Source organism: Janthinobacterium sp. GW822-FHT07H10, from assembly GCF_058798675.1.
On record NZ_JBXAKS010000001.1, the window covers coordinates 303,292 to 325,232 of the forward strand.

General features: G+C 65.3%; 17 protein-coding genes. 10 read left to right on the plus strand and 7 right to left on the minus strand.

Annotated features, from left to right (window positions below; genetic code table 11):
* Positions 1-178: 178 nt before the first annotated feature.
* The 7 genes from AC1RDJ_RS01395 to hutC all read right to left on the minus strand — a co-directional run bounded on the left by AC1RDJ_RS01395 (position 179) and on the right by hutC (position 9,585).
* Positions 179-1,903 carry an ArnT family glycosyltransferase gene (locus AC1RDJ_RS01395; protein WP_493026295.1) on the minus strand — a complete coding sequence of 575 codons (1,725 nt, stop codon included), beginning with the start codon at positions 1,901-1,903 and terminating at the stop codon, positions 179-181.
* A 179-nt stretch (positions 1,904-2,082) separates the two neighbouring features.
* A complete protein-coding gene (locus tag AC1RDJ_RS01400; protein ID WP_010401544.1) occupies positions 2,083-2,352 on the minus strand; it encodes a type B 50S ribosomal protein L31 in 270 nt (89 codons plus the stop codon).
* Positions 2,353-2,634: 282 nt separating this feature from the next.
* Positions 2,635-3,897, minus strand: a complete 1,263-nt coding sequence (gene rho / locus AC1RDJ_RS01405; RefSeq protein ID WP_010401543.1) for a transcription termination factor Rho — start codon at positions 3,895-3,897, stop codon at positions 2,635-2,637.
* A gap of 155 nt (positions 3,898-4,052) precedes the next feature.
* Entirely contained in the window at positions 4,053-4,379 is a 327-nt protein-coding gene (gene trxA, locus AC1RDJ_RS01410) for a thioredoxin TrxA (protein ID WP_071321891.1), read from the minus strand.
* Between the two features lie 291 nt (positions 4,380-4,670).
* Complete coding sequence (locus tag AC1RDJ_RS01415) at positions 4,671-5,132, minus strand: response regulator (protein WP_071321892.1); 462 nt, start codon at positions 5,130-5,132, stop codon at positions 4,671-4,673.
* Positions 5,133-5,204: 72 nt separating this feature from the next.
* A complete protein-coding gene (locus tag AC1RDJ_RS01420) occupies positions 5,205-8,549 on the minus strand; it encodes a PAS domain-containing hybrid sensor histidine kinase/response regulator (protein ID WP_232251028.1) in 3,345 nt (1,114 codons plus the stop codon).
* A 316-nt stretch (positions 8,550-8,865) separates the two neighbouring features.
* Positions 8,866-9,585: a histidine utilization transcriptional repressor HutC gene (gene hutC / locus AC1RDJ_RS01425; RefSeq protein WP_493026296.1), complete on the minus strand. Its 720-nt coding sequence runs from the start codon at positions 9,583-9,585 to the stop codon at positions 8,866-8,868.
* Positions 9,586-9,766: 181 nt separating this feature from the next.
* Here hutC and ada point away from each other — a divergent pair, with 181 nt between their 5' ends.
* From ada to AC1RDJ_RS01475, 10 genes are all read left to right on the plus strand, one after another.
* Positions 9,767-10,822, plus strand: coding sequence for a bifunctional DNA-binding transcriptional regulator/O6-methylguanine-DNA methyltransferase Ada (gene ada / locus AC1RDJ_RS01430; protein ID WP_071321894.1), 1,056 nt, complete (start codon positions 9,767-9,769; stop codon positions 10,820-10,822).
* Entirely contained in the window at positions 10,819-11,508 is a 690-nt protein-coding gene (locus AC1RDJ_RS01435) for a 2OG-Fe(II) oxygenase (protein WP_493026297.1), read from the plus strand. Before ada ends, AC1RDJ_RS01435 begins: the two co-directional genes overlap by 4 nt.
* Before the next feature lie 74 nt (positions 11,509-11,582).
* On the plus strand, positions 11,583-13,241 hold the full coding sequence (locus tag AC1RDJ_RS01440) for a mechanosensitive ion channel family protein (RefSeq protein WP_071321896.1): 1,659 nt from the start codon (positions 11,583-11,585) through the stop codon (positions 13,239-13,241).
* 146 nt (positions 13,242-13,387) lie between these two features.
* Positions 13,388-14,014, plus strand: coding sequence for a GNAT family N-acetyltransferase (locus tag AC1RDJ_RS01445; RefSeq protein ID WP_493026298.1), 627 nt, complete (start codon positions 13,388-13,390; stop codon positions 14,012-14,014).
* Between the two features lie 66 nt (positions 14,015-14,080).
* Positions 14,081-15,754 carry an amidohydrolase gene (locus AC1RDJ_RS01450; protein ID WP_493026299.1) on the plus strand — a complete coding sequence of 558 codons (1,674 nt, stop codon included), beginning with the start codon at positions 14,081-14,083 and terminating at the stop codon, positions 15,752-15,754.
* A 106-nt stretch (positions 15,755-15,860) separates the two neighbouring features.
* Positions 15,861-17,564 carry a urocanate hydratase gene (gene hutU / locus AC1RDJ_RS01455; RefSeq protein WP_289884719.1) on the plus strand — a complete coding sequence of 568 codons (1,704 nt, stop codon included), beginning with the start codon at positions 15,861-15,863 and terminating at the stop codon, positions 17,562-17,564.
* 19 nt (positions 17,565-17,583) lie between these two features.
* On the plus strand, positions 17,584-19,143 hold the full coding sequence (hutH, locus tag AC1RDJ_RS01460; RefSeq protein ID WP_071321900.1) for a histidine ammonia-lyase: 1,560 nt from the start codon (positions 17,584-17,586) through the stop codon (positions 19,141-19,143).
* A gap of 56 nt (positions 19,144-19,199) precedes the next feature.
* Entirely contained in the window at positions 19,200-19,988 is a 789-nt protein-coding gene (gene hutG / locus AC1RDJ_RS01465; RefSeq protein ID WP_493026300.1) for an N-formylglutamate deformylase, read from the plus strand.
* Positions 19,973-21,361 carry a formimidoylglutamate deiminase gene (locus AC1RDJ_RS01470; RefSeq protein ID WP_493026301.1) on the plus strand — a complete coding sequence of 463 codons (1,389 nt, stop codon included), beginning with the start codon at positions 19,973-19,975 and terminating at the stop codon, positions 21,359-21,361. Before hutG ends, AC1RDJ_RS01470 begins: the two co-directional genes overlap by 16 nt.
* Complete coding sequence (locus AC1RDJ_RS01475) at positions 21,361-21,936, plus strand: HutD/Ves family protein (RefSeq protein ID WP_071321903.1); 576 nt, start codon at positions 21,361-21,363, stop codon at positions 21,934-21,936. Before AC1RDJ_RS01470 ends, AC1RDJ_RS01475 begins: the two co-directional genes overlap by 1 nt.
* Positions 21,937-21,941: the final 5 nt, after the last annotated feature.

A 21,941-nucleotide genomic window follows, 5' to 3' on the forward strand; every position in this document is an offset into this window, starting at 1 on the left:
AGCAAGGACACCGCCATCACGCTGGCCATCATTATAATCTAAAAAACAATTTTAGTTCAATTTATGTAATTAACTATATTTTAAAGCAACACTTTTCCCGCTTCCGTCATTTGCTTGCAGGGCATAAAAAAACCGGGCCAGGCCCGGTTTTTTTTCGTTGCGGCATGCCGCATCTGGCCTACTTGATGCGTTGATACAGACGGAAGCGCTCCACATTGTCGGTCGGGCGGCGTCCTTCCCACAGCTTGATCCAGTCGGCGCCGTGGTGTTCGGGCAGCCTTTCCTGGTTATCGGGCACTTTGATGCTGTCTTGCAACAGGAACAGGTCGCACTGCTGCTTTTCCACGCCGGCAAACGGCAAATGGCCGTAGTAGGCGAACGTGGCGCGTTGCGCTGCGCCGACATTGCTGTTGATGCAGGTGCTGCCTGGTGGCACGTTGACGGAAATCTGGTGCGCCACGCTGATGTAGCTCTTGCTGTAGTTCAGTTCGGGCAAGAACAGGGTCATGATGAGGACCCAGATCAGGATCAGGCCGCCGGACGACAGCACGACGGCGCGCCACAGCACGGCCGGTTGGCGCGAGATGCGCCAGTGCACGAGCGCCACCCAGCCTGCGCTGACGCAGGCGGCGACAAAGAAGGCCACCAGTTCCAGTTCGGGCTTGAATCCAGGCAGCAGTTTCAGTGCGTTGTAGGCCAGGCGCGGCGGCCAGCCCGTCAGGGTGGCGAACCAGAACAGCCACAGCACGAAGGCGCAGATGGTCAGCACCATCACGGAGAACCAGTCGATGGCGTTGATGGCACCCCGCTTCATGGTCAGCAGGCCGAACGCGGCCATCACGGCCAGCGGCGGCAGCAGGGGCAGCAACTGGCTCGGGTCCGGATCGGGATGGCACAGGCCGAGGATGGCCAGCATGGCGACAAAGGTCAGCGGCACGACGATGTGCAGCACGTGGTGCTGGCGGCGCCAGGCATACACGGCCCAGGCGGCGAATGGCCAGGCGGGCCAGAAGAACCAGATGCCGACGCGCAAGAAATATTGCACGCTTTTCAGGCTCGGGGCGCTGAACTGGCGGCAATTCCACTCCATCCACGCTTGCAGCGGCGACTGGCCATAGGGCTGCAGCAGTTCGCCCGGCAGCAGCCACACCAGCGTCAGCGCCACGGCAACGAGCATGGCCAGCGCCAGATGGCGCACGCTGCGCAGCAGCGGCAGGCGCAGGAACACGGTGCACAGCAGCATGGCGATGGTCAGCGCCGCCGGCGTGATCCAGCCGCGCGTCAGGGTCAGGCCACCCAGCGCCAGGCCCAGCAGGGCCGCATTGCGCACGGACGGGCCTTCCACGTAGCGCACGGCGCGGTACAGCAGGTAAGCCATCAGGGAAACATACAGCGCCTCGGCCGTGATGTCGTGGCTGTGCTGCAGCAAGCCCAGGCAGCCCAGGTAGATGAGGACGGCCGCATCGGCCAGGGTGCGGCCGAAATCGTCCGGCTCGGGCTGGCCGCCGAAGGCCAGGCGCAGCGGCTGGGCGTCGCCGCGGCGGCCCAGGTTGAAGGCGGTGTACCAGACGGACAGGGTGCTGACGACGAAGATGCCGATGGTGGACATGCGCGCGCCGAACACGTCGCCGTCGATCCAGCCAAACAGCTTGATGAAGATGGCGCCGAGCCAGAAGGCCAGCGGCCCTTCATCGGGCAGCGACAGGCCGGCGACGTTGGGCCACAGCCAGTCGTTCAGGCCGCCATGCGCCATGGTCCACATGATGCCGAAACTGGCGGCGTCATCGTTCTTCCACGGTTCGCGGCCGATCAGGCCGGGCAGGATGTAGAGCAGGCCAAGCGCAAACAAGGCCCATCGTGGCAGCGCGAGTGTGGCAGCGGCGGGAAGGCGGACTGGCTTCATCGATGGTGGTATCAGTAAAAATGGTAAGACGCGAGAAATGGCGTCGGGTCAGCGGCAGTGGCAGTATAAAGTAAAGCGGGAAGGAAAGCCGGTAAAGCGGCCAAAGGCAAAAAAGGCAGCCGAGGCTGCCTTTTCTCTGGTAGCCGAAGCTGCCCTTTTTTGCCGCCGAGCGGCAAAAATTAGCCTGCTGCGACTGCGGTTTTCGAACCAACGGTACCGAACTTCTGACGGAACTTCTCGACGCGACCAGCGGTATCGACGATTTTGTGCTTGCCCGTGAAGAATGGGTGCGATTCAGCCGAAACCTCGATCTTCACCAGTGGGTATTCTTTACCGTCGTGGGTGATTTTTTCGCGGGTTTGGATGGTCGAGCGGGTAACGAATTTGAAATCGCACGACAGATCGTGGAAAACAACTTCGCGGTATTCTGGATGGGTATCGACTTTCATGGGATTCTCTCTAAGTAGGTAGCCAAACAGCACTTCGTCGGTCGTCTTGCTTCTTGACCCGATTGCCGATCACTTGCCAGGGTTTAAAATAATGCAACCGTCGATTATATAGCGCTTTCGGACGGCAGGCAATAAAAAGCCGCTCAATGAGCGGCTTGCACTACGATCCGGCACAGGGGGAGCGGGAAACCGTAGCGAGCAGGCCCGATATACGGCCGAGTAGCGCAGCTGTACGAAGGTACAGCGAGCAACACAGGCCGTAGAGCGGGACGCGCAGTAGGTTTACCCCCCCCGGCGCATCATGTCGAAGAATTCGGCGTTGTTCTTCGTCGCCTTCATCTTGTCCAGAATGAACTCCATCGCCTCGATCTCGTCCATCGAGTACAGCAACTTGCGCAGAATCCAGATTTTTTGCAGCTCGTTCGGCTTGATCAGCAGTTCTTCGCGACGGGTACCCGATTTGTTCAGGTTAATTGCCGGATAGACACGTTTTTCAGCCAGGCGGCGTTCCAGATGCACTTCCATGTTGCCGGTACCCTTGAATTCTTCAAAGATCACGTCATCCATGCGCGAACCCGTTTCGATCAGCGCCGTGGCGATGATGGTCAGCGAGCCGCCTTCTTCGATATTGCGCGCGGCGCCGAAGAAGCGTTTTGGACGTTGCAGCGCGTTGGCGTCGACACCGCCGGTCAGCACCTTGCCCGAGGCAGGGATGACGGTATTGTAGGCGCGGGCCAGGCGGGTGATCGAATCGAGCAGGATCACCACGTCTTTTTTCATTTCGACCAGGCGCTTGGCTTTTTCCAGCACCATTTCAGCCACTTGCACGTGGCGCGTGGCCGGTTCGTCGAAGGTCGAGGCGACGACTTCGCCGCGTACCGAACGTTGCATTTCGGTCACTTCTTCCGGACGTTCGTCGATCAGCAGCACGATCAGCGTGATATCGGGGTGGTTGGCCGTGATCGCATGCGCGATATGCTGCAGGATCACGGACTTGCCGGATTTCGGCGACGCCACCAGCAAGCCGCGCTGGCCTTTGCCGATCGGGGCGATCAGGTCGATGATGCGGCCGGTGATGTTTTCCTGGCCATTCATTTCACGTTCCAGGCGCAGCGGCTCGTTCGGGTGCAGCGGCGTCAGGTTTTCAAACAGGATGCGGTGTTTCGAGGCTTCCGGCGATTCGCCGTTGACCTTGTCTACTTTGACCAGTGCGAAATAGCGTTCGCCATCTTTCGGGGTCCGTACCTCGCCCTCGATCGAATCGCCGGTGTGCAGATTGAAGCGGCGGATTTGCGAAGGGGAGATGTAAATGTCGTCGGTGGACGCCATGTAGCTGGCGTCAGGCGAGCGCAGGAAGCCGAAGCCGTCAGGCAGCACTTCCAGGGCGCCATCGCCAAAAATCTGTTCGCCGGACTTGGCGCGTTTTTTCAGGATAGCGAACATCAGCTCCTGTTTGCGCAAGCGGGCTGCGTTGTCAATGTCAAGACCGATCGCCATCTCAAGCAGGGCGGATACGTGTAGGGCCTTTAGTTCGGATAAATGCATATGTGTTGAGTGTCCCGAGACGGGATGTAAAGGTAGGGGAGGGGACTGCGTGGCTTGATTAATTATTGGGGAAGGTTTTGCACGAATGGTACGAAAGCCGCTTCCCGGACGATCCAATCAGGCGGCGCTGCGGGCGCAGCGCTGCCTATCATACATTAAATGTTGCTGTCGACGAAAGCGGTCAACTGGCCTTTGGCCATGGCGCCGACTTTTTGTGCCGCTGCCACGCCATCCTTGAACAGGATCAGGGTCGGGATGCCACGGATGCCGAACTTGGCAGGCACTGCCTGGTTGGCGTCAACGTCCATCTTGGCGATCAGGATGCGGCCCGCGTATTCCTTGGCGACTTCTTCCAGGATCGGAGCGATGGCCTTGCAGGGACCGCACCACTCTGCCCAGAAGTCCACCAGGACTGGCAATTCGGATTTCAGGACGTCTGCTTCAAAAGATGCATCGCTAATGTGTTTGATATTTTCGCTCATATTTTCCTCAAATGAGGGTGGGATCAATAATGCCTGGAATTAACCATACGCTGGTTCGCCATCCATGCTTCCTGGAATGCAACTAGAAGATGGGGACAATGGGCACGAATTCAATGTTCTTGGAAGGTGCGACCAGAGGTATGCAGGCGGGGATGGCTGAAATAATAACCCATTTTTTCAAAGCGTGGCGATTATTGCAGAAAAACTTGAGGCAGATCGTCCCCGAATGCCGTGGCCGGTCCGCAAAGCCGCATGCCTGCTGGCTTGCGGCATGCGTGCCGGCAGGCAGGACTAGGCTTGCATGCCGGCCAGGCGGGCCGTTTTCTGCAGTTGCAAGTTCACCATCAGCTGCAATTCCGCGCTTTCCATCGGTTTGCGGAAGGTGCCTAATATATGCAGGCCATTCGCCACGGCCAGGCGCTCCGCCGCCAGGCGCACGGCCGAATGCAGGCCAGACAGCAGGACGACGCCGCCGCGGAAGCCGTTGTCGGCCGCCATGCGCAGAAATTCGATGCCGTCGATGTCGGGCATGGACAGGTCGCAGATCAGCAAGTCCGGCTGGTGCTGCTGCAGGGTGGTCAGGGCCAGCTCGCTGTGCGATTCGCAGCGGATATCGAACTCGCCCAGCTGCTCGAGCATGTCGCTGAGCACGTCGAGCATGAAGACGTCGTCGTCGAGCAGCAGCACGCGCAGCGGCGCCGCCTCGCTTGCCTGAGCCTGGGCCTCGATGTGTTGTTTGGATGCGTTGTTCATGTGCTGTCTTTCTGTGTGTAGGCTGCATCGTGGTCGATGCCGGTACCCGGCTGCAATGGACGTTGGCGGTGGCTAGTCGTCATTGGCAAAGCTGGTGTTGTTCATGATTTGTTCGGTAATTTGTTCCAGCAGGGGCCACAGGCGCGTGACGATGCGCCGCGCCCGTTCGGCTTCCTCGGCCGGTTCGCCCGGCGGCAGGGTTTCCAGGCTGTGGCACAGTTCGGCCAGGCCCAGCGCGCCCACCGTGCGGGCCGAGGATTTGATGCGGTGCCCCAGTTCGCGCACCTGGTGCACGTCGCCGCGCGCCAGGGCGGCGTCGATGTCGCCAAAGCCATCCTGCGTCGTTTGCAGGAACTTGAAGGCAAACTTGCGCACTTTTTCCGGGTTGTAACCCAGCAACTTGGCCAGGATGGACAGGTCGATCACTTGCGGATCGCCGGCCAGCGTGGTTTTGAAGGCGGGCGCGGCGCGGCTGCGGGCGGGCGGGGGCGGGGTCTCGCGCGCCGGCAGCCAGCTGGCGATGGTCTGGTACATCATGGCCGGCTGGATGGGTTTGGAAATGAAATCGTCCATGCCGGCGTCCAGGCAGCGCACGCGGTCTTCGCTGGTGGCCGTGGCCGTCATGGCCAGCACGCGCAGGTGCGCCAGCTGCGGATCGGCGCGGATGTGGCGCGTCGCCTGCAAGCCGTCCATCAGCGGCATCTGCACGTCCATCAGCACGCAGTCGAACTGCGTCTGGCGCAGCAGGTCGAGCGCCTCCTCGCCATTGTTGGCCAGGCAGACGGAGGCGCCCGCTTCTTCCAGCAGTTCCAGCGCTACTTGCTGGTTGAAGGTGTTGTCTTCCACCAGCAGGATGCGCGCATGCTTGAGTGTGCGCATCACCAGGGCCGCATCGGCGCTGGCGCGCATGGCGGCCGCCGTCTGCACCATGCTGTCGAGCATGGCCGGCGCCGCCTGGTCGGAAATGCCCAGGTTGGCCGTGAACCAGAAGGTGCTGCCGGCGCCGGGACGGCTGTCGACGCCGACGTCGCCGCCCATCAGCTGTGCCAGCTGCTTGCAGATGGCCAGGCCCAGGCCCGTGCCGCCATACTCGCGCGTGGTGGACGTGTCGGCCTGCTGGAATGACTGGAACAGCTTGCTCATTTCATCCTGCGACAGGCCGATGCCGTGGTCGCATACTTCAAAGCGCACCAGGCAGTGCTTGGCGTCGCCGATGACCTTGTGGACCTTGACCGTGATGCTGCCCTGTTCGCTGAACTTGATGGCATTGTTCGCGTAGTTGATCAGTACTTGCCCCAGGCGCAAGGGGTCGCCCACCAGCACGGCCGGCAGTTGCGGGTCGATTTCAAACACCAGTTCCAGGTTCTTGCCGGCCGCGCGCGGCGCCACCACCGTCATCAGCGTCTGCACCACGTGGTCAAAGCTGAAGTTGACGCGTTCGATTTCCAGCTTGCCCGCCTCGATCTTCGAAATGTCGAGGATGTCGTCGATGATGCCCAGCAAGTGTTCTCCGGCAAAGCGGATCTTTTCCAGGTAATCGCGCTGGCGCGGTTCCAGTTCCGTCTTCAGCGCCAGGTAGGCCATGCCGATCACGCCATTCATCGGCGTGCGGATTTCATGGCTCATGTTGGCCAGGAACTGTCCTTTCGCCAGGCTCGCCTCTTCCGCCACCTGCTTGGCCTGATCGAGCTGCTCCGTGCGCTGCGCCACCCGTTCTTCCAGATGTTCATTGAGCTCGCGCAAGGCGCTCTCGCTGCGCTTGTGATACGTGATGTCCGTCAGGCTGGCCACCACCATGCTGACCTTGCCGTATTCGTCGCGGATCGCTTCCGTGTTCACGGACAGCCATGACAGGCTGCCGTCCGTTTGCTGCACGCCCATCAGCACGTCGCGCATGGCTTCGCCCGTCGACAGGGTGATGTGCACGGGGTGGCTGCGCTGGTCGAAGGCGGAACCATCTTCGCGGATGGCTTGCCACAGGCTGTTGCCGGCCGGACTGGCCGCCAGCATGCGCGCGGCGGCCGCATTGCTTTCCAGTATGTGGCCACGGCTGTCCTGCACCACCAGGCCATTCGTCACGGCGCCGAAGACGGACGCCATGCGCTGGCTGGAATTCGACAGGGCGATCGAGGCCTGGCGCCGTTCCGTGATGTCGGTGATCATGGCCAGGGTGCCGCCCGGCTCGCCATTGTCGGACTGGATGCTGGTGCTCGACAGCAGGCCCCACAGGCTGGACAGGTCCTTGCGGAAGAAGCGGAAGTCGACCTGGTCCGGCTGGCTGGCCAGGCTGCCGTGGCTGGCCAGGCGGCGCTGCATCAGCAATTGGCTGTCGCGGTCCATGAAGTCGAGCATGGGGCGGCCCAGCATTTCCTGCACCGTGTAACCGAGCATATGCGCCATCTTCGGGTTGACGAAGGTGGTCTTGCCATCCCCGTCCGTCATCCAGATGCCTTCGGCCGCCGTCTGCACGATCAGGCGATAGCGCTCCGAACTGGCGTGCAGCGCTTCCTCGGCGCGTTGCCGCTGCGTCATGTCGCGCAGCGAGACGATGGAAAATACCTGGCCGGCCATGCGCAGCGGCGACAGGCTGACCTTGGCCGGGAAATGCGTGCCGTCGCGGCGGCGCGCCATCATCACCCTGCCTGGCAGGCTGTGCCGTGCTTGCGGGTCGCTGGCCGAGTGGCTGGCCGTGCTTTCCGGTACCAGCTGCTCCAGCGACATGCCGATCAGTTCGGCCAGCGGGTAGCCGAAGCAGCGCGCGCCGATCTGGTTGGCGTAGTGCACCTTGCCGTCGATATCGGCCACCAGCATCGCTTCGGGTGCCGCTTCGAGCATGCAGCGCATGCGCGATTCCTCGTCCGCCTTGCGCTCGCTGATGTCGCAGACGATGCCGCTGGCCTGGGTGGCGGCGCCATCGGAGGCGCGCGTCAGGACGGCGCCGCGCGCCAGCAGCCAGCGCCAGTGGCCATCGCTGTGGCGCAGGCGAAATTCGCAGCTGAAGCTGCCAGGCGCCTGGCCGTCTATATGCTGGTGAAATATCTGGCTCAGGCGTGCGCGGTCATCGCGGTGCACTTCGGCAAGCCAATCGGCCAGCGTGTGCGCGAGCCTGGCGTTCTTGTCGCCGAGCAAATCCTGGTACTGGGGAGCGAACAGCAGCTGGTCGGACTGGCGCCGCCACGTCCAGCCGGTCATGGCCGCGCCGCGCAAGGCTTGCGTGGCATGCGGCCCGGCCATGCGGTCGGGCGGCAGCCGCAGGTGATGCACCTGTTGCCGCCAGCGCCAGGCTTGCCAGCAAGCCAGTCCCGCCAGGGCCGTGGCGCTGGCCGCGGCAAACGGCCACAGCAGCACAGGCGCGGCGACGGACGCGGCCGCCTGCGCCAAGGCGGGCAGGGTCAGGGGGATGCCCGCAGCCAGCATCGTACGAGCGAGCCTGCGCAGCGCAAGGCGCCGACGGCGTGGTGCGCTGAAACTCGTGTGGCTGCAAGACGACAAATGCATCCCTTTCTGGGGCGTGATTGGACAGGGCTGGCACGACAGGACGCGCACGCAAATACGCGCCTGTGGCGCTTTCTGGCGGCAACTATAGCATCGAATATTTACTCGGAGTATTTAAGTTCTGAAACGGCAAAAACGGGGATTTTTTTGCCCCGAAATGGCCGATTTATTCGCGATTTGGTGAGAATTCGTGAGAAAGTTTGCGTGAAATCATGCTACTGAATCACAAGGCGTGGCTTCAGGCGAAGCTGCCGGCGAACTGATAGCGGTGGCCCGGATGCCACATGGTGGCGATCGAGGCGATCTTGCCGCCCGAGCGCGTCTGGCGGCGCAGCACCAGGCATGCCTGTTTCGTGTCGATGGCCAGCATTTCGGCGATGTCGCGCGGCGCCGACAGCGCCTCGATGCTGTAGGTGGCGCCCTGCAGGGGCGCTGCCGCCATCAGGTACTCGTTCGGCGTGATGCTGGCAAAGTCCTGCGTCATGTAGTCGGGCGCGCAGTCGGGATTGACCCAGCGGTCTTCCACCTGGATCGGCACGCCGTTTTCAAAGTGCACGATCAGCGAATGAAACAGCAGGTGTTCCGGCACCATGCCGAATTGCTTGGCCAGCAAATCCGACGCCTTGGTGCGTTCCAGCAACTGCAAGCTGCTGCGGTGGATATGCCCGCGCGCGCGCACTTCATCGGCGATGCTCTTGATTTCCAACAAGGTCGCCTGGTATTTTTGCTGCGCCACATAAGTGCCCGATCCCTGGCGCCGCGTCAGCACCTGCTCGCTGGTCAGTTCGCGCACGGCGCGGTTGACGGTCATGCGCGAAACGCCGAATTGCTTCACCAGCGCTTGCTCGGAAGGAATGACGTCACCTTCCTTCCAGCGCCCGGCGGCGATGCCGGCCAGCAGAAAATCCTTGATGCGCTGGAAAATGGGCGTATTTTCTTGTGTAATGTGATCGTCCAATGCGGTTTCTCCGAAGCGCGGGCTGGGCGCGCCTCCGGGCGGAGGCGCGATGAACGATTTTAGCACCGAGCAAGGCAGGCGCCGCCAGCCTTTTTTTGAATTCAAAAGCAAGCGCCGGAGTGTGGCGTCCGGCGGCGCTGGCTATGCTGGCTACTTACTATCTATTTGCAGGGAGTCCGCCATGGAACACGCTTATCTGACCGACGACGAACGCTGGGACGGCGTGCAGCGGCGCGCGCCTGACGCCGACGGCGTCTTTTATTATTCGGTGCGCACGACGGGCGTGTATTGCCGGCCCTCTTGCGCGGCGCGCCCCGCCTTGCGCCGCAACGTGGCTTTCCACGCCAGCTGTGCCGCGGCGGAAGCGGCCGGCTTTCGCCCCTGCCTGCGCTGCAAGCCCGACCAGCCGCCGCTGGCCCAGCGCCAGGCGGCCGTCGTGGCCGACATCTGCCGCCTGATCGACGCCAGCGACGACTTGCCCGACCTGGACAGCCTTGCCAGGGCCGCCGGCATGAGCCGCTTTCATTTTCACCGCGTCTTCAAGGCGCACACGGGCATCACGCCGAAAGCGTATGCGGCGGCGCGGCGCGGCGAGCGGCTCAAGGCCGGCTTGCAGGGCGCCGCGAACGTCACGGACACTTTATATGCGGCCGGCTTCAATTCCAGCGGGCGCTTCTATGCCGCCACGCCGGGCTTGCTGGGCATGACGCCGGGCGCCTTCCGCGACGGCGGCAGCGGCGCCGTGATCCGCTTTGCCATCGGCGCCTGCTCGCTGGGGGCCATCCTCGTGGCCAGCACGGACAAGGGCATTTGCGCCATCCTCATCGACGACGACCCGGAAGTGCTGCTGCGCGACTTGCAGGACCGCTTTCCCCGCGCCGAGCTGCGCGGCGCCGAGCCCGAGTACGAGCAGACGGTGGCGCGCGTCGTCGGCCTGGTCGAGGCGCCGGGCCTGGGCCTGGACTTGCCGCTCGACGTGCGCGGCACCGTCTTCCAGCAGCGCGTGTGGCAAGCCTTGCGCGAGATTCCCGCCGGCAGCACCGTCAGCTATGCCGAACTGGCCCGCCGCATCGGCGCGCCGAACGGGGCGCGCGCCGTGGCGGGCGCCTGCGCCGCGAATGCGCTGGCCATCGCCATCCCCTGCCACCGCGTGGTGCGCAACGATGGCGCCCTGTCCGGTTACCGCTGGGGCGTGGAGCGCAAGCAGGCGCTGCTGGAACGCGAGGGCGAACGGTGAGGGCGCTCGAATGGCAGTGCATCGAGGATGAGCTGAATCAATATGGCTACGCCGTCGTGCCTGGCTTGCTGAGCGGGGACGATTGCGCCGCGCTGGCGGCGCTATATGACGACGCGTCGCGCTTTCGCAGCCGCGTGGTGATGCAGCGCCATGGGTTTGGACAGGGCGAGTACCAGTATTTCGCCTATCCGCTGCCGGATGCGGTGGCCGCCCTGCGCATGGGCTTGTATCCGCGCCTGGCGCCGATTGCCAACCGCTGGCAGGCCAGCCTGGGCCTGGAGGCGCGCTTTCCATTGGCGCATGCGGATTTCCTCGCGCGCTGCCATGCGGCGGGGCAGGCGCGGCCCACGCCCTTGCTGCTGCGCTATCGCGAAGGCGATTACAACTGCCTGCACCAGGACCTGTATGGCGAACACGTATTCCCGCTGCAGCTGGCCGTGCTGCTGTCGCGCCCGCACGAGGATTTCACGGGCGGCGAGTTCGTGCTGACGGAGCAGCGCCCGCGCATGCAGTCGCGCGCCGAGGTGGTGCCGCTGGCGCAGGGCGACGCCGTGCTCTTTCCCGTGGCGCAGCGCCCCGTGAGCGGCACGCGCGGCAATTATCGCGTCAACATGCGGCACGGCGTGTCGCGCCTGCGTTCGGGCTCGCGCCATACCCTGGGCATCATTTTCCACGATGCGGGCTGAAGCGGATGCGTGGCGCTTGAGTTTCCGGGATTACATGGCATGATGGCTGTTCCCTGTCACTTACCGACCCTGCCATGTCCGCGTTTTTCCGCCTGCTGTGCCTATTGACGATCTTCCTCTTGCCTGCGGCCCATGCGCAGGAGGCTGCGCCATCCCTCGTCGCGGAGGCCGCCTCTGTCATGGCGCCAGCGCCTGCCGTGGCGGTCAGGACGGCGCCGCTGATGTTTGCCAACCGCAAGGTATTCGTCTTCCGCGCTGCGCTGGCCGGCTATCCGCCGGAAGAGCGGGCCACGGGCGCGCAGCGCCGCCTCGACGGCGTGCTGGCGAAGAACGGCCCCTTGAAGACGAGCACGCGCATGATTCCCGAAGGCACGCAGGTGCTGCTCGACGGCGTGCAGCTGTTTGTCGTCGTGCCTGGCGACGTCAACCAGCTGGCCGGCGACACGACGGAAAGTGTGGCGAAAACGGCGGCCGAGGAGTTGAGCAAGGCCGTGCTCGATTACCAGGAGCAGAACAGCTGGCGCTACCTGGCCATCGCCGCCGCCGTGTGCGCGGCCGCCACCCTCGTATTCTGGCTGGTGTGGATGGGCCTGACGCGCCTGTACCGCTGGGCCAAGCGCCGCAGCGGCATCCTGCTGGCCTCGCGCCTGCGCGACGTGCGCCTGAAAAACGTGCGCGTGCTCGATGCCGAGCATTACATCGCCTTTGCCTACCAGCTGCTCAGCGCCGTGCTGTGGGGCTTGCGCCTGATGGCCACGTACCTGTGGGCCGCCTTCGTGCTGGGCCGCCTGCCCTACACGCGCTCGTGGGGCGAAAGCCTGAGCGGCTACCTGTTCGACGTGGCGGCCGACGTCTTCCATGCCATCATCGGCGCCCTGCCGGGGCTGGTGCTGGTGTGCGTGATCTTCGCCATCGCGCGCCTGATCGCCGCCACGGCCGCTTCGCTGTTCAAGCGCGTGGAAAGCGGGGAACTGCAGATCGGCTGGCTCGACAAGGACACGGCCCTGCCCACGCGCCGCATCGCCAGCGTGGTGATCTGGCTGTTCGCGCTGGCCATGGCCTACCCCTACCTGCCCGGTTCGCACACGGCCGCCTTCCAGGGCCTGTCCGTGCTGGTGGGCCTGATGGTCTCGATCGGCGCGTCGAGCATCGTCGGGCAGGGGGCCAGCGGCCTGATCCTGATGTACACGCGGGCCTTGCGCAAGGGCGAATATGTGCGCGTGGGCGACAGCGAAGGCACGGTGGTAGACGTCGGCATGTTCGAGACGCGCTTGCGCACGGGCCTGGGCGAGGAAGTGGCCTTGCCGAACGCGTGGGTGATGTCGCAGACGACGAAGAACTATTCGCGCGCCCAGCCCGGCGGCGGCTTCGTGCTCGACTCCACCGTCACCATCGGCTACGCCACGCCATGGCGCCAGGTGCACGCCATGCTGGAGCTGGCCGCCTCGCGCACGACAGAGCTGTCCGCCACGCCGAAACCGTATGTGATGCAGCTGGCCCTGCAAGATTATTATGTGCAATATCGCCTGGTGGCCTACGCCAGCGCGGAAGTCCCGCGCCAGCGGGCCGAAGTGCTGAACCAGCTGCACCAGAACATCATCGACGTCTTCAACGAATTCGACGTGCAGATCACCTCGCCGCACTACATCGATGACCCGAAAGAGTCGCATGTGGTGCCGCCGGAGCAGTGGTTCAGGGCGCCGGCGCAAAAGCCGCAGGACGGGGCGAAGTAAGGTCACGCGACGCGGTGCCTGATCATGGGGCAGTCCACCTGACAGCCTCGGCGCAGGCCCGTGGCGTCTTGCACGTATTGGCCGGTCGCAAGGGATCGGTGCTTGCGTTAAGATGCCGGGCGTTACAACGAAGAGAAAGCGTATTCATGTCCGAGCCATCCCGCACCGAAGTTTCCAATACCGCCCGCAGCCTGGCCGCCGCCCTGATCGGCGACCCGTTTTACCGCGCCGTCACGGTGGCGTGCGGCGAGGACGAGGCGGCGCGGCGGGACATGCTGGCGGCCTACTTCGCGCTGGCGCTGCTTGAAGGCGAACAGGCGGGCCGGGTCGACCTGGCTGATGCGGCCGGCCATGGCGCCGCCATCTGGACGACGGATGCGCCGGCGGCCGTGCGCCAGGCCGCGTATGCGCAGCGCGAGCAAGGCTTGCGCGCGCTGCTGGGAGAGCAGGGCTTCGCCCATTTCACGGCCATCGTGGCAAACATGGAACACGCGCTGGCGCCGCATGGCTTGCACGATGCGTGGTATTTGTCGATCGCCGGCATTCATCCGGACGCGCAAGGCCGCGGGCTGGGCGCCTCCGTGCTGGCGCCTGGCCTGGCGGCCGTCGATGCAGCGGGCGCCGCCTGTTTCCTGGAGACCTACAACGAACGCAGCCTGCCATTCTATGGCCGCCTCGGTTTCGACGTGGCGGCACGCCATGCGGAAGCCGTCACGGGGCGCGATTACTGGCTGATGCTGCGGCCCGCGGCAGGAAACCCGCACGCTGCCTGATTGACCATTTTGCCAATTTCTATACACTCGTCTTTTTGTGAATGACTCAAAGACCTGGAGATGGACATGCCGAACCCGCACTTGCGCCGCACCCTGACCGTACTCGCCTGCCTGGGCGCCCTGGGCCAGGCCCACGCCGACACGGTGATCGACAATGCCAATGGCTACACGCTCGACGCAAACGGCAAGGTGATCCGTTTCACGGCGCTGGCGTTTGACGACGCGGGCAAGCTGCTTGCCGTCGGCAGCGCGGCCGATGTGAAACGCAAGGCGGCCAAGGGCGCCACGCATGTCGACGTGCAGGGCAAGACGGTGCTGCCGGGCCTGATCGACGCGCACGGCCACGTCTTCGGCCTGGGCACGATCGCCAGCGGCGTGATGCTGTACGGTTCCCCGTCGCTGCCGGCCGCCGTGCAGGCCGTGGGCGACTTCGCGCGCGCGCATCCGGAGCGCGGCTGGGTCGTCGGCAATGGCTGGAACCAGGAAATCTGGAAGCTGGGGCGCTTTCCCACGGCAGCGGAACTCGATGCGGCGGAAAGCGCGCGCCCCGTGTGGCTGCGCCGGGTCGACGGCCACGCGGGCTGGGCCAACAGCCGCGCGCTGGCGCTGGCCGGCATCACGCGCGATACGCCCGACCCGGCCGGCGGCAAGATCGAGCGCGACGCGGACGGGCATGCCACGGGTGTGCTGGTCGATAACGCCATGGACTTGATGGATGCCGTGCTGCCCAGGCCAGGCGACGTGGAAAACCGCGCCGCCCTCGATGGCGCGCTGGCGCAGCTGTCGCAGGTGGGCCTGACCAGCGTGCACGACGCGGGCATCGGCCGGATGCAGGACCGGCTGTTCCGCGACTATGCGGATCAGGGCAAGCTGACGGTGCGCGTGTACGGCATGATTGCCGACACGACGGACGACTTCGACGCGCTGGCGAAAAACGGTCCGCTGAACAGCTACGCGCGCGATATGTACGCCTTGCGCGCCGTCAAGCTGCTGTCCGACGGCGCCCTGGGCAGCCGCGGCGCGGCCCTGCTGGCGCCGTACAGCGACGATCCGTCTACCCGTGGCCTGCTGTTCTACCCGGATGCCGCCATGCGCGCGAAGATGGAAAAGGCCATGCGCGCCGGCTACCAGGTGAACGTGCACGCCATCGGCGACGCGGGCAACCATCAAATCCTCGACGGCTACCAGGCCCTGATCGGGCAATACCGCAGCGCGGGCCTGCGCCACCGCATGGAGCATGCGCAGGTGGTGCAATTGAGCGATATCCCCCGCTTCAAGAGCCTGGGCATCGTGCCGTCGATGCAGCCGACGCATGCCACCTCGGACCAGAACATGGCGGAGCAGCGCGTGGGGCACGAACGCATCAAGGGCGCGTATGCGTGGCGCACCTTCCTCCAGCAGGGGTCGCGCATCGCCTGCGGCTCGGACTTCCCCATCGAGTCGCCGAACCCGTTCGAGGGCATCCACGCGGCCGTCACGCGGCAGAACAGCGAAGGCTTTCCGGCCGGCGGCTGGTATCCGCAGCAGGCGATGACGGTGACGCAGGCGCTGCGCTGCTTCACGCTCGACGCGGCCTGGGCGGCGCACCAGGAGAAAGTCATCGGCACGCTGGAACGGGGCAAATGGGCCGACTTCATCGTCGTCGACCAGGACCTGTTCAAGGTGGCGCCTGGTGCCATCGGCAAGACGCAGGTGCTGCAGACGTGGGTGGCGGGCAAACGCGTATTCGAGAAAAAATAGGCGGTTTACGCTTGCAAAAATCTGTTGACTTGGTTGTATAGACAACCTATGCTGGGAGCACCAGAGCGGGTCACGCATGCCCGCTCGCCCCCTACGAGGAGACAGCATGAACAGCACAATGGACACCGATCCACGCTTTGATGCCAGCCGCACCGTCCGCGCCCCGCGCGGCACGGTGATGGCTTGCAAGAGTTGGCAGGCCGAGGCGGCCTACCGCATGTTGCAAAACAACCTGGACCCGGAAGTGGCGGAAAACCCGCAGCACCTGGTCGTCTACGGCGGCATCGGCCGCGCGGCCCGCAACTGGGCCTGCTTCGACCAGATCCTCGCCTCGCTGCGCGAGCTGGAAGATGACCAGACCCTGCTGATCCAGTCCGGCAAGCCGGTGGGCGTGTTCCAGACCCACGCGGACGCGCCGCGCGTGCTGATCGCGAACTCCAACCTGGTGCCGAAATGGGCCAACTGGGAGCACTTCAACGAACTCGATCGCCAGGGCCTGTTCATGTACGGCCAGATGACGGCCGGCAGCTGGATCTACATCGGCACGCAGGGCATCGTGCAAGGCACGTATGAAACCTTCGCCGAGGCGGGCCGCCAGCATTTCGGCGGCGACTGGGCCGGGCGCTGGATCCTGACGGCGGGCCTGGGCGGCATGGGCGGCGCGCAGCCGCTGGCCGCCACCATGGCGGGCGCCGTCTCGCTCAATATCGAATGCCAGCAAAGCAGCATCGACTTCCGCCTGCGTACGCGCTACCTGGACAAGCAGGCGGCCAGCCTGGATGAGGCCCTGGAACTGGTCAAGTACCACACCGAACGCAAGGAAGCCATTTCCATCGGCTTGCTGGGCAACGCGGCCGAAGTGCTGCCGGAGCTGGTGCGCCGCGCGAAGGAGGGTGGGCTGGTGCCCGACCTGGTGACGGACCAGACGTCCGCGCACGACCTGGTCAACGGCTACCTGCCGCGCGGCTGGAGCGTGTCGGACTGGAAGGCGGCGCAGCAGGACCCGCAGCGCCATGCGCGCCTGACGGTGGCCGCCGCCGATTCCTGCGCCGCCCATGTGCAGGCCATGCTCGATTTCCACGCCATGGGCGTGCACACTGTCGATTACGGCAACAACATCCGCCAGGTGGCGTTCGACCAGGGTGTGCAGAACGCCTTCGACTTCCCCGGCTTCGTGCCCGCGTACATCCGCCCGCAGTTCTGCGAGGGACGGGGGCCGTTCCGCTGGGTGGCCTTGTCGGGCGATCCGGAAGACATCTATAAAACGGATGCGAAGATCAAGGAGCTGTTCCCGCACCACAGGCAGGTGCACCACTGGCTGGACATGGCGCGCGAGCGCATCGCCTTCCAGGGCCTGCCGGCGCGTATCTGCTGGCTGGGACTGGGCGAGCGCCACATCGCGGGCCTGGCCTTCAACGAGATGGTGCGCACGGGCGAGCTGAAGGCGCCCATCGTCATCGGCCGCGACCACCTGGACACGGGTTCCGTGGCCAGCCCGAACCGCGAGACGGAAAGCATGAAGGACGGCACGGATGCCGTCTCCGACTGGCCGCTGCTCAACGCCATGCTCAATACGGCCGGCGGCGCCACCTGGGTCTCGCTGCACCATGGCGGCGGCGTGGGAATGGGGTATTCTCAGCATGCGGGCATGGTCATCGTGGCCGATGGCAGCGAAGCGGCGGCGAAACGCCTGGCGCGCGTGCTGGTCAACGACAGCGGCTCGGGCGTGATGCGCCACGCCGATGCCGGCTATGAAACGGCGGCCGCCTGCGCCAAGCGCAACGGCCTGATTCTTCCCATGATTCCCTGAGACCTTGATCCGAATGACTATGACACAGCATGCCAAAAGTTGGACCCTGAAGCCGGGCGCGATGACCCTGGCCGACCTGCGCGGCGTATGGGCCGCGCCCGCCAAACTGATCCTCGCCGCCGAGGCCTATCCCGTCATCGAGGCGTCGGCCGCGGCCGTGCAGGCCATCGTCGCCAAGGGCGATGCGGCCTACGGCATCAACACGGGCTTCGGCCTGCTCGCCAAGACGCGCATTCCCGATGAAAAGCTCGAGCAATTGCAGCGCAACCTGATCCTGTCGCACTCGGTCGGCACGGGCGAACTGCTGTCGGACGCCGTCGTGCGCCTGATCATGCTGATGAAGATCGGCAGCCTGGCGCGCGGCTTTTCCGGCGTGCGCCCGCTGATCGTCGACACCCTGATCGCCCTGTACAACGCGGGCATCATGCCGGCCATTCCCGCCAAGGGTTCCGTCGGCGCCTCGGGCGACCTGGCGCCGCTGTCGCACATGACGCTGGCCATGCTGGGCGTGGGCGACGTGCGCGTCAACGGCGAACTGATGCCGGCGCCGGACGCGCTGGCGCAGGCGGGCATCGCGCCCGTGGTGCTGGCGGCGAAGGAGGGCCTGGCGCTGATCAACGGCACGCAGGTGTCGAACGCGCTGGCGCTGCATGGCCTGTTCATGGCCGAGCGCCTGCTGGAAGCGGCGATGGTCACGGGCGCGCTGTCGCTCGACGCGGCCAAGGGCAGCGATGCGCCGTTCGACGCGCGCGTGCACGCCGTGCGCGGCCAGCCAGGCCAGATCCTGGCGGCGCAGATGTACCGCCAGCTGGTGGCGCACAGCGCGATTCGCGCCTCGCACCTGGAAGGCGACGAGCGCGTGCAGGATCCGTACAGCCTGCGCTGCCAGCCGCAAGTCATGGGCGCCTGCCTGGATCTGATCGGCAATGTCGGCCGCACCCTGCTGATCGAGGCCAATGCCGTCACCGACAACCCGCTGATCTTCCAGGATGGCCCCAACGGACAGGCGGAAATCGTCTCGGGCGGCAATTTCCATGCGGAGCCGGTGGCTTTTGCGGCCGACACGCTGGCGCTGGCGATCGCTGAAATCGGCGCGCTGGCCGAGCGCCGCATCGCGCTGCTGATCGATGCCACGCTGTCCGGCCTGCCGCCCTTCCTCGTGCGCGACCCGGGCGTCAATTCCGGCTTCATGATCGCCCACGTGACGGCCGCCGCGCTGGCGTCGGAAAACAAGTCGCTCGCGCATCCGGCCAGCGTCGACAGCCTGCCGACGTCGGCCAACCAGGAAGACCATGTGAGCATGGCCACGTTCGCCGGGCGCCGCCTGGACGACATGGCGCACAACACGGCCGTCATCGTCGGCATCGAGTTGCTGGCCGCAGCGCAGGGCATCGATTTCCACCGCCCGCTGAAAACCTCGCCGCACCTCGAGCACGTGCACCATCAGCTGCGCCAGAAAGTGCCATTCTTCGACGCCGACCGCTTCTTTGCGCCCGATATCGAGGCGGCCAAGCAGATGGTCTTGCGCGGTGAGCTGAGCACCACGTGCAAGAGCCTGTTCGCCCCGCTGTACGCCTAGACATGAACTGACGCCCGGCCGGCCATGCGGCGAGAGCCGGGCGCAAGGAGACAAGCATGGATTTCCGCTTCAACGAAGGCAGCATCCCGCTGCTGGTGTCGATGCCCCACGTGGGCACCGATATTCCCGACGATATCGCCGCGCGCATGACGCCGCAGGCGCTGATCAAGGCCGACACGGACTGGCATCTGCGCGAGCTGTATGGCTTTTTGCAAGAGATGGATGCATCCGTGCTATCGGCGCGCTGGTCGCGCTACACCATCGACTTGAACCGCCCGCAGGAAGACACCAATCTGTACCCGGGCCAGGACACGACGGGCTTGCTGCCCAACGATACCTTCCACCGCGAGCCGCTGTACCTGCCGGGCCGCGAACCCGACGCACAGGACGTGCAGCAGCGCTTGCAGCGCTACTGGGCGCCGTACCACCGGCAGCTGCGCGCGGAACTGGAGCGCCTGCTGCGCGTGCACGGCGCCGTGGTGCTGTGGGACGCCCATTCCATCGCCTCGCGCGTGCCGCGCTTTTTCGAGGGCAAGCTGCCCGACCTGAATTTCGGCACGGCCGACGGCGCCAGCTGCGATGGCGGCCTGACGTCCGCCGTAGTGGATATCGCGCGCGCGCAGGAACAATTCACCGTGGCGCTGAACGGGCGCTTCAAGGGCGGGCATATCACGCGCCATTACGGCCAGCCGGAAAGCCGCGTGCATGCGATCCAGCTGGAGATGTGCCAGTGCCTGTACATGGACGAAGCGGCGCCGTTCGGCTACCGGCCCGACCTGGCCGCGCAGGTGCAGCCGCTGCTGCGCCAGATGATGGAAGCGGCCGTGGCATGGGTGGCGCGTTGAACGGCTGCCTGTTCGCGCGCCACGCGCTGCTGCCGCAGGGCTGGCGCCGCGACGTGCTGCTGGCATGGGATGCGGCCGGCGATTTGACGCACGTCACGGAAGACGCCGCGCTGCCGCCTGGCGCGGAAGTGGCGGAATACGTCTTGCCGGGCATGGTCAACCTGCATTCGCACGCCTTCCAGCGCGCGCTGGGCGGCATGACGGAAGTCGCCGGGGATGGCGCTGGCATGGCGCCGGACAGCTTCTGGACCTGGCGCGAGCTGATGTACCGCTTCGCGCGCCACATCACGCCGCAGCAGATGGAAACCATCGCCGCGCAGCTGTTCGCCGAATGCCTGCGCCATGGCTACACGGCCGTCTGCGAATTTCACTACCTGCAGCGCGATGCGGGCGGCGCCATGTATGCGCGTCCCGCCGAGACGGCCGAGCGCGTGCTGGCCGCGGCGCGCATCAGCGGCATCGGCATGAGCATGCTGCCGGTGCTGTACAGCCATGCGGGCTTCGGCGAACAAGCGTTGAAACCGGAGCAGGCGCGCTTCCGCACGGATGCGGACGATGTCCTGCGCATCATCGAAGCGCTGGCGCCGCTGCGCGGCGGGCAGGTGGAAGTGGGCTTTGCGCCGCATTCGCTGCGCGCGGCCAGCGTGGAACAGATCCGCGAAGTGGCGGCGGCGCTGCCTGCGGGCCGTCCCATCCACATCCACATCGCCGAGCAGCAGGGCGAAGTGCGCCAGAGCCTCGACTTCAGCGGCCGGCGCCCGGTGCAGTACCTGTACGAGCAGGTCGACGTCGACGCGCGCTGGTGCCTGGTGCACGCCACGCATGTGCAGCCCGACGAGGTGGCGCAGATGGCCGCCAGCGGCGCCGTGGCGGGCCTGTGCCCGACGACGGAGGCGAACCTGGGCGATGGCCTGTTCCCGCTGGCCGAATTCATCGCCGCCGGCGGGGCATTTGGCGTCGGCAGCGACAGCCACGTGTCGCAGTCGCCGGTGGAGGAATTGCGCTGGCTCGAATATGGCCAGCGTCTGCAGCGCCAGCAGCGCAATGTCGCCGCCACGCCGGATGAACGCCATGTGGGCGACTACCTGTGGCAGGCGGCCTTGCGCGGCGGCGCGCAGGCGGCCGGGCGCAAGCTGGGCGCGCTGGCGCCGGGCTGCCGCGCCGACCTGCTGGTGCTCGACGAGGCGCACGTCAACCTGGGCGGCGTGGCCATCGACGATGTGCTGGGCAGTTTTCTCTTTTGCGGCAACGACAACCTGGTGCGCGACGTGCTGTGCGGCGGCCGCTGGCAGGTGCGCGGCGGGCGCCACGTGGCGCAGGACGCCATCGCCACCGCCTACAAGCGCTCGCTGGCGCAACTGAGGGCGCTCTGATGGCCACCTTCATCCCGCACGAATGCCTGCGCGCCGCGCCGTGGAAAAATGGCGGCGGCAGCACGACGGAAATCGCCATTTCGCCAGCGGGCGCCGGTTTCGACGATTTCGACTGGCGCATCAGCCTGGCGACGATCACGGCCAGCGGGCCGTTTTCCAGCTTTCCCGGCATCGACCGCAGCCTGATGCTGGTCGATGGCGACAGCGTGCAGCTGATGCTCGATGGCGCGCGCAAGGTGACCTTGAGCGCGGCGCAGCCCATGCTGTGGTTTCCCGGCGAGGCGGCCGTCGATGCGCAAGTCAAGGGGCCGACCACGGATTTCAATGTGATGACGCGGCGCGACCGCTGTCGCCACCAGCTGGAAAAAATCACGGCGCCGGTCAATCTGGCGCGGCGCAGCGCGGCCACCTTGCTGTTCGTCGCCGGCGAGGGACCCGTGCTGGCGCGCGCCAGCGACCAGCAGTTCGCGCTGGCCCGCTACGACGCGCTGCTGCTGGACGCCGACGATGCGCAGGACTGGCGGCTCGACGCCTTGCAGCGCACGGCCGTGTTCCGCGTCGACCTGTTCATCTAACGAGG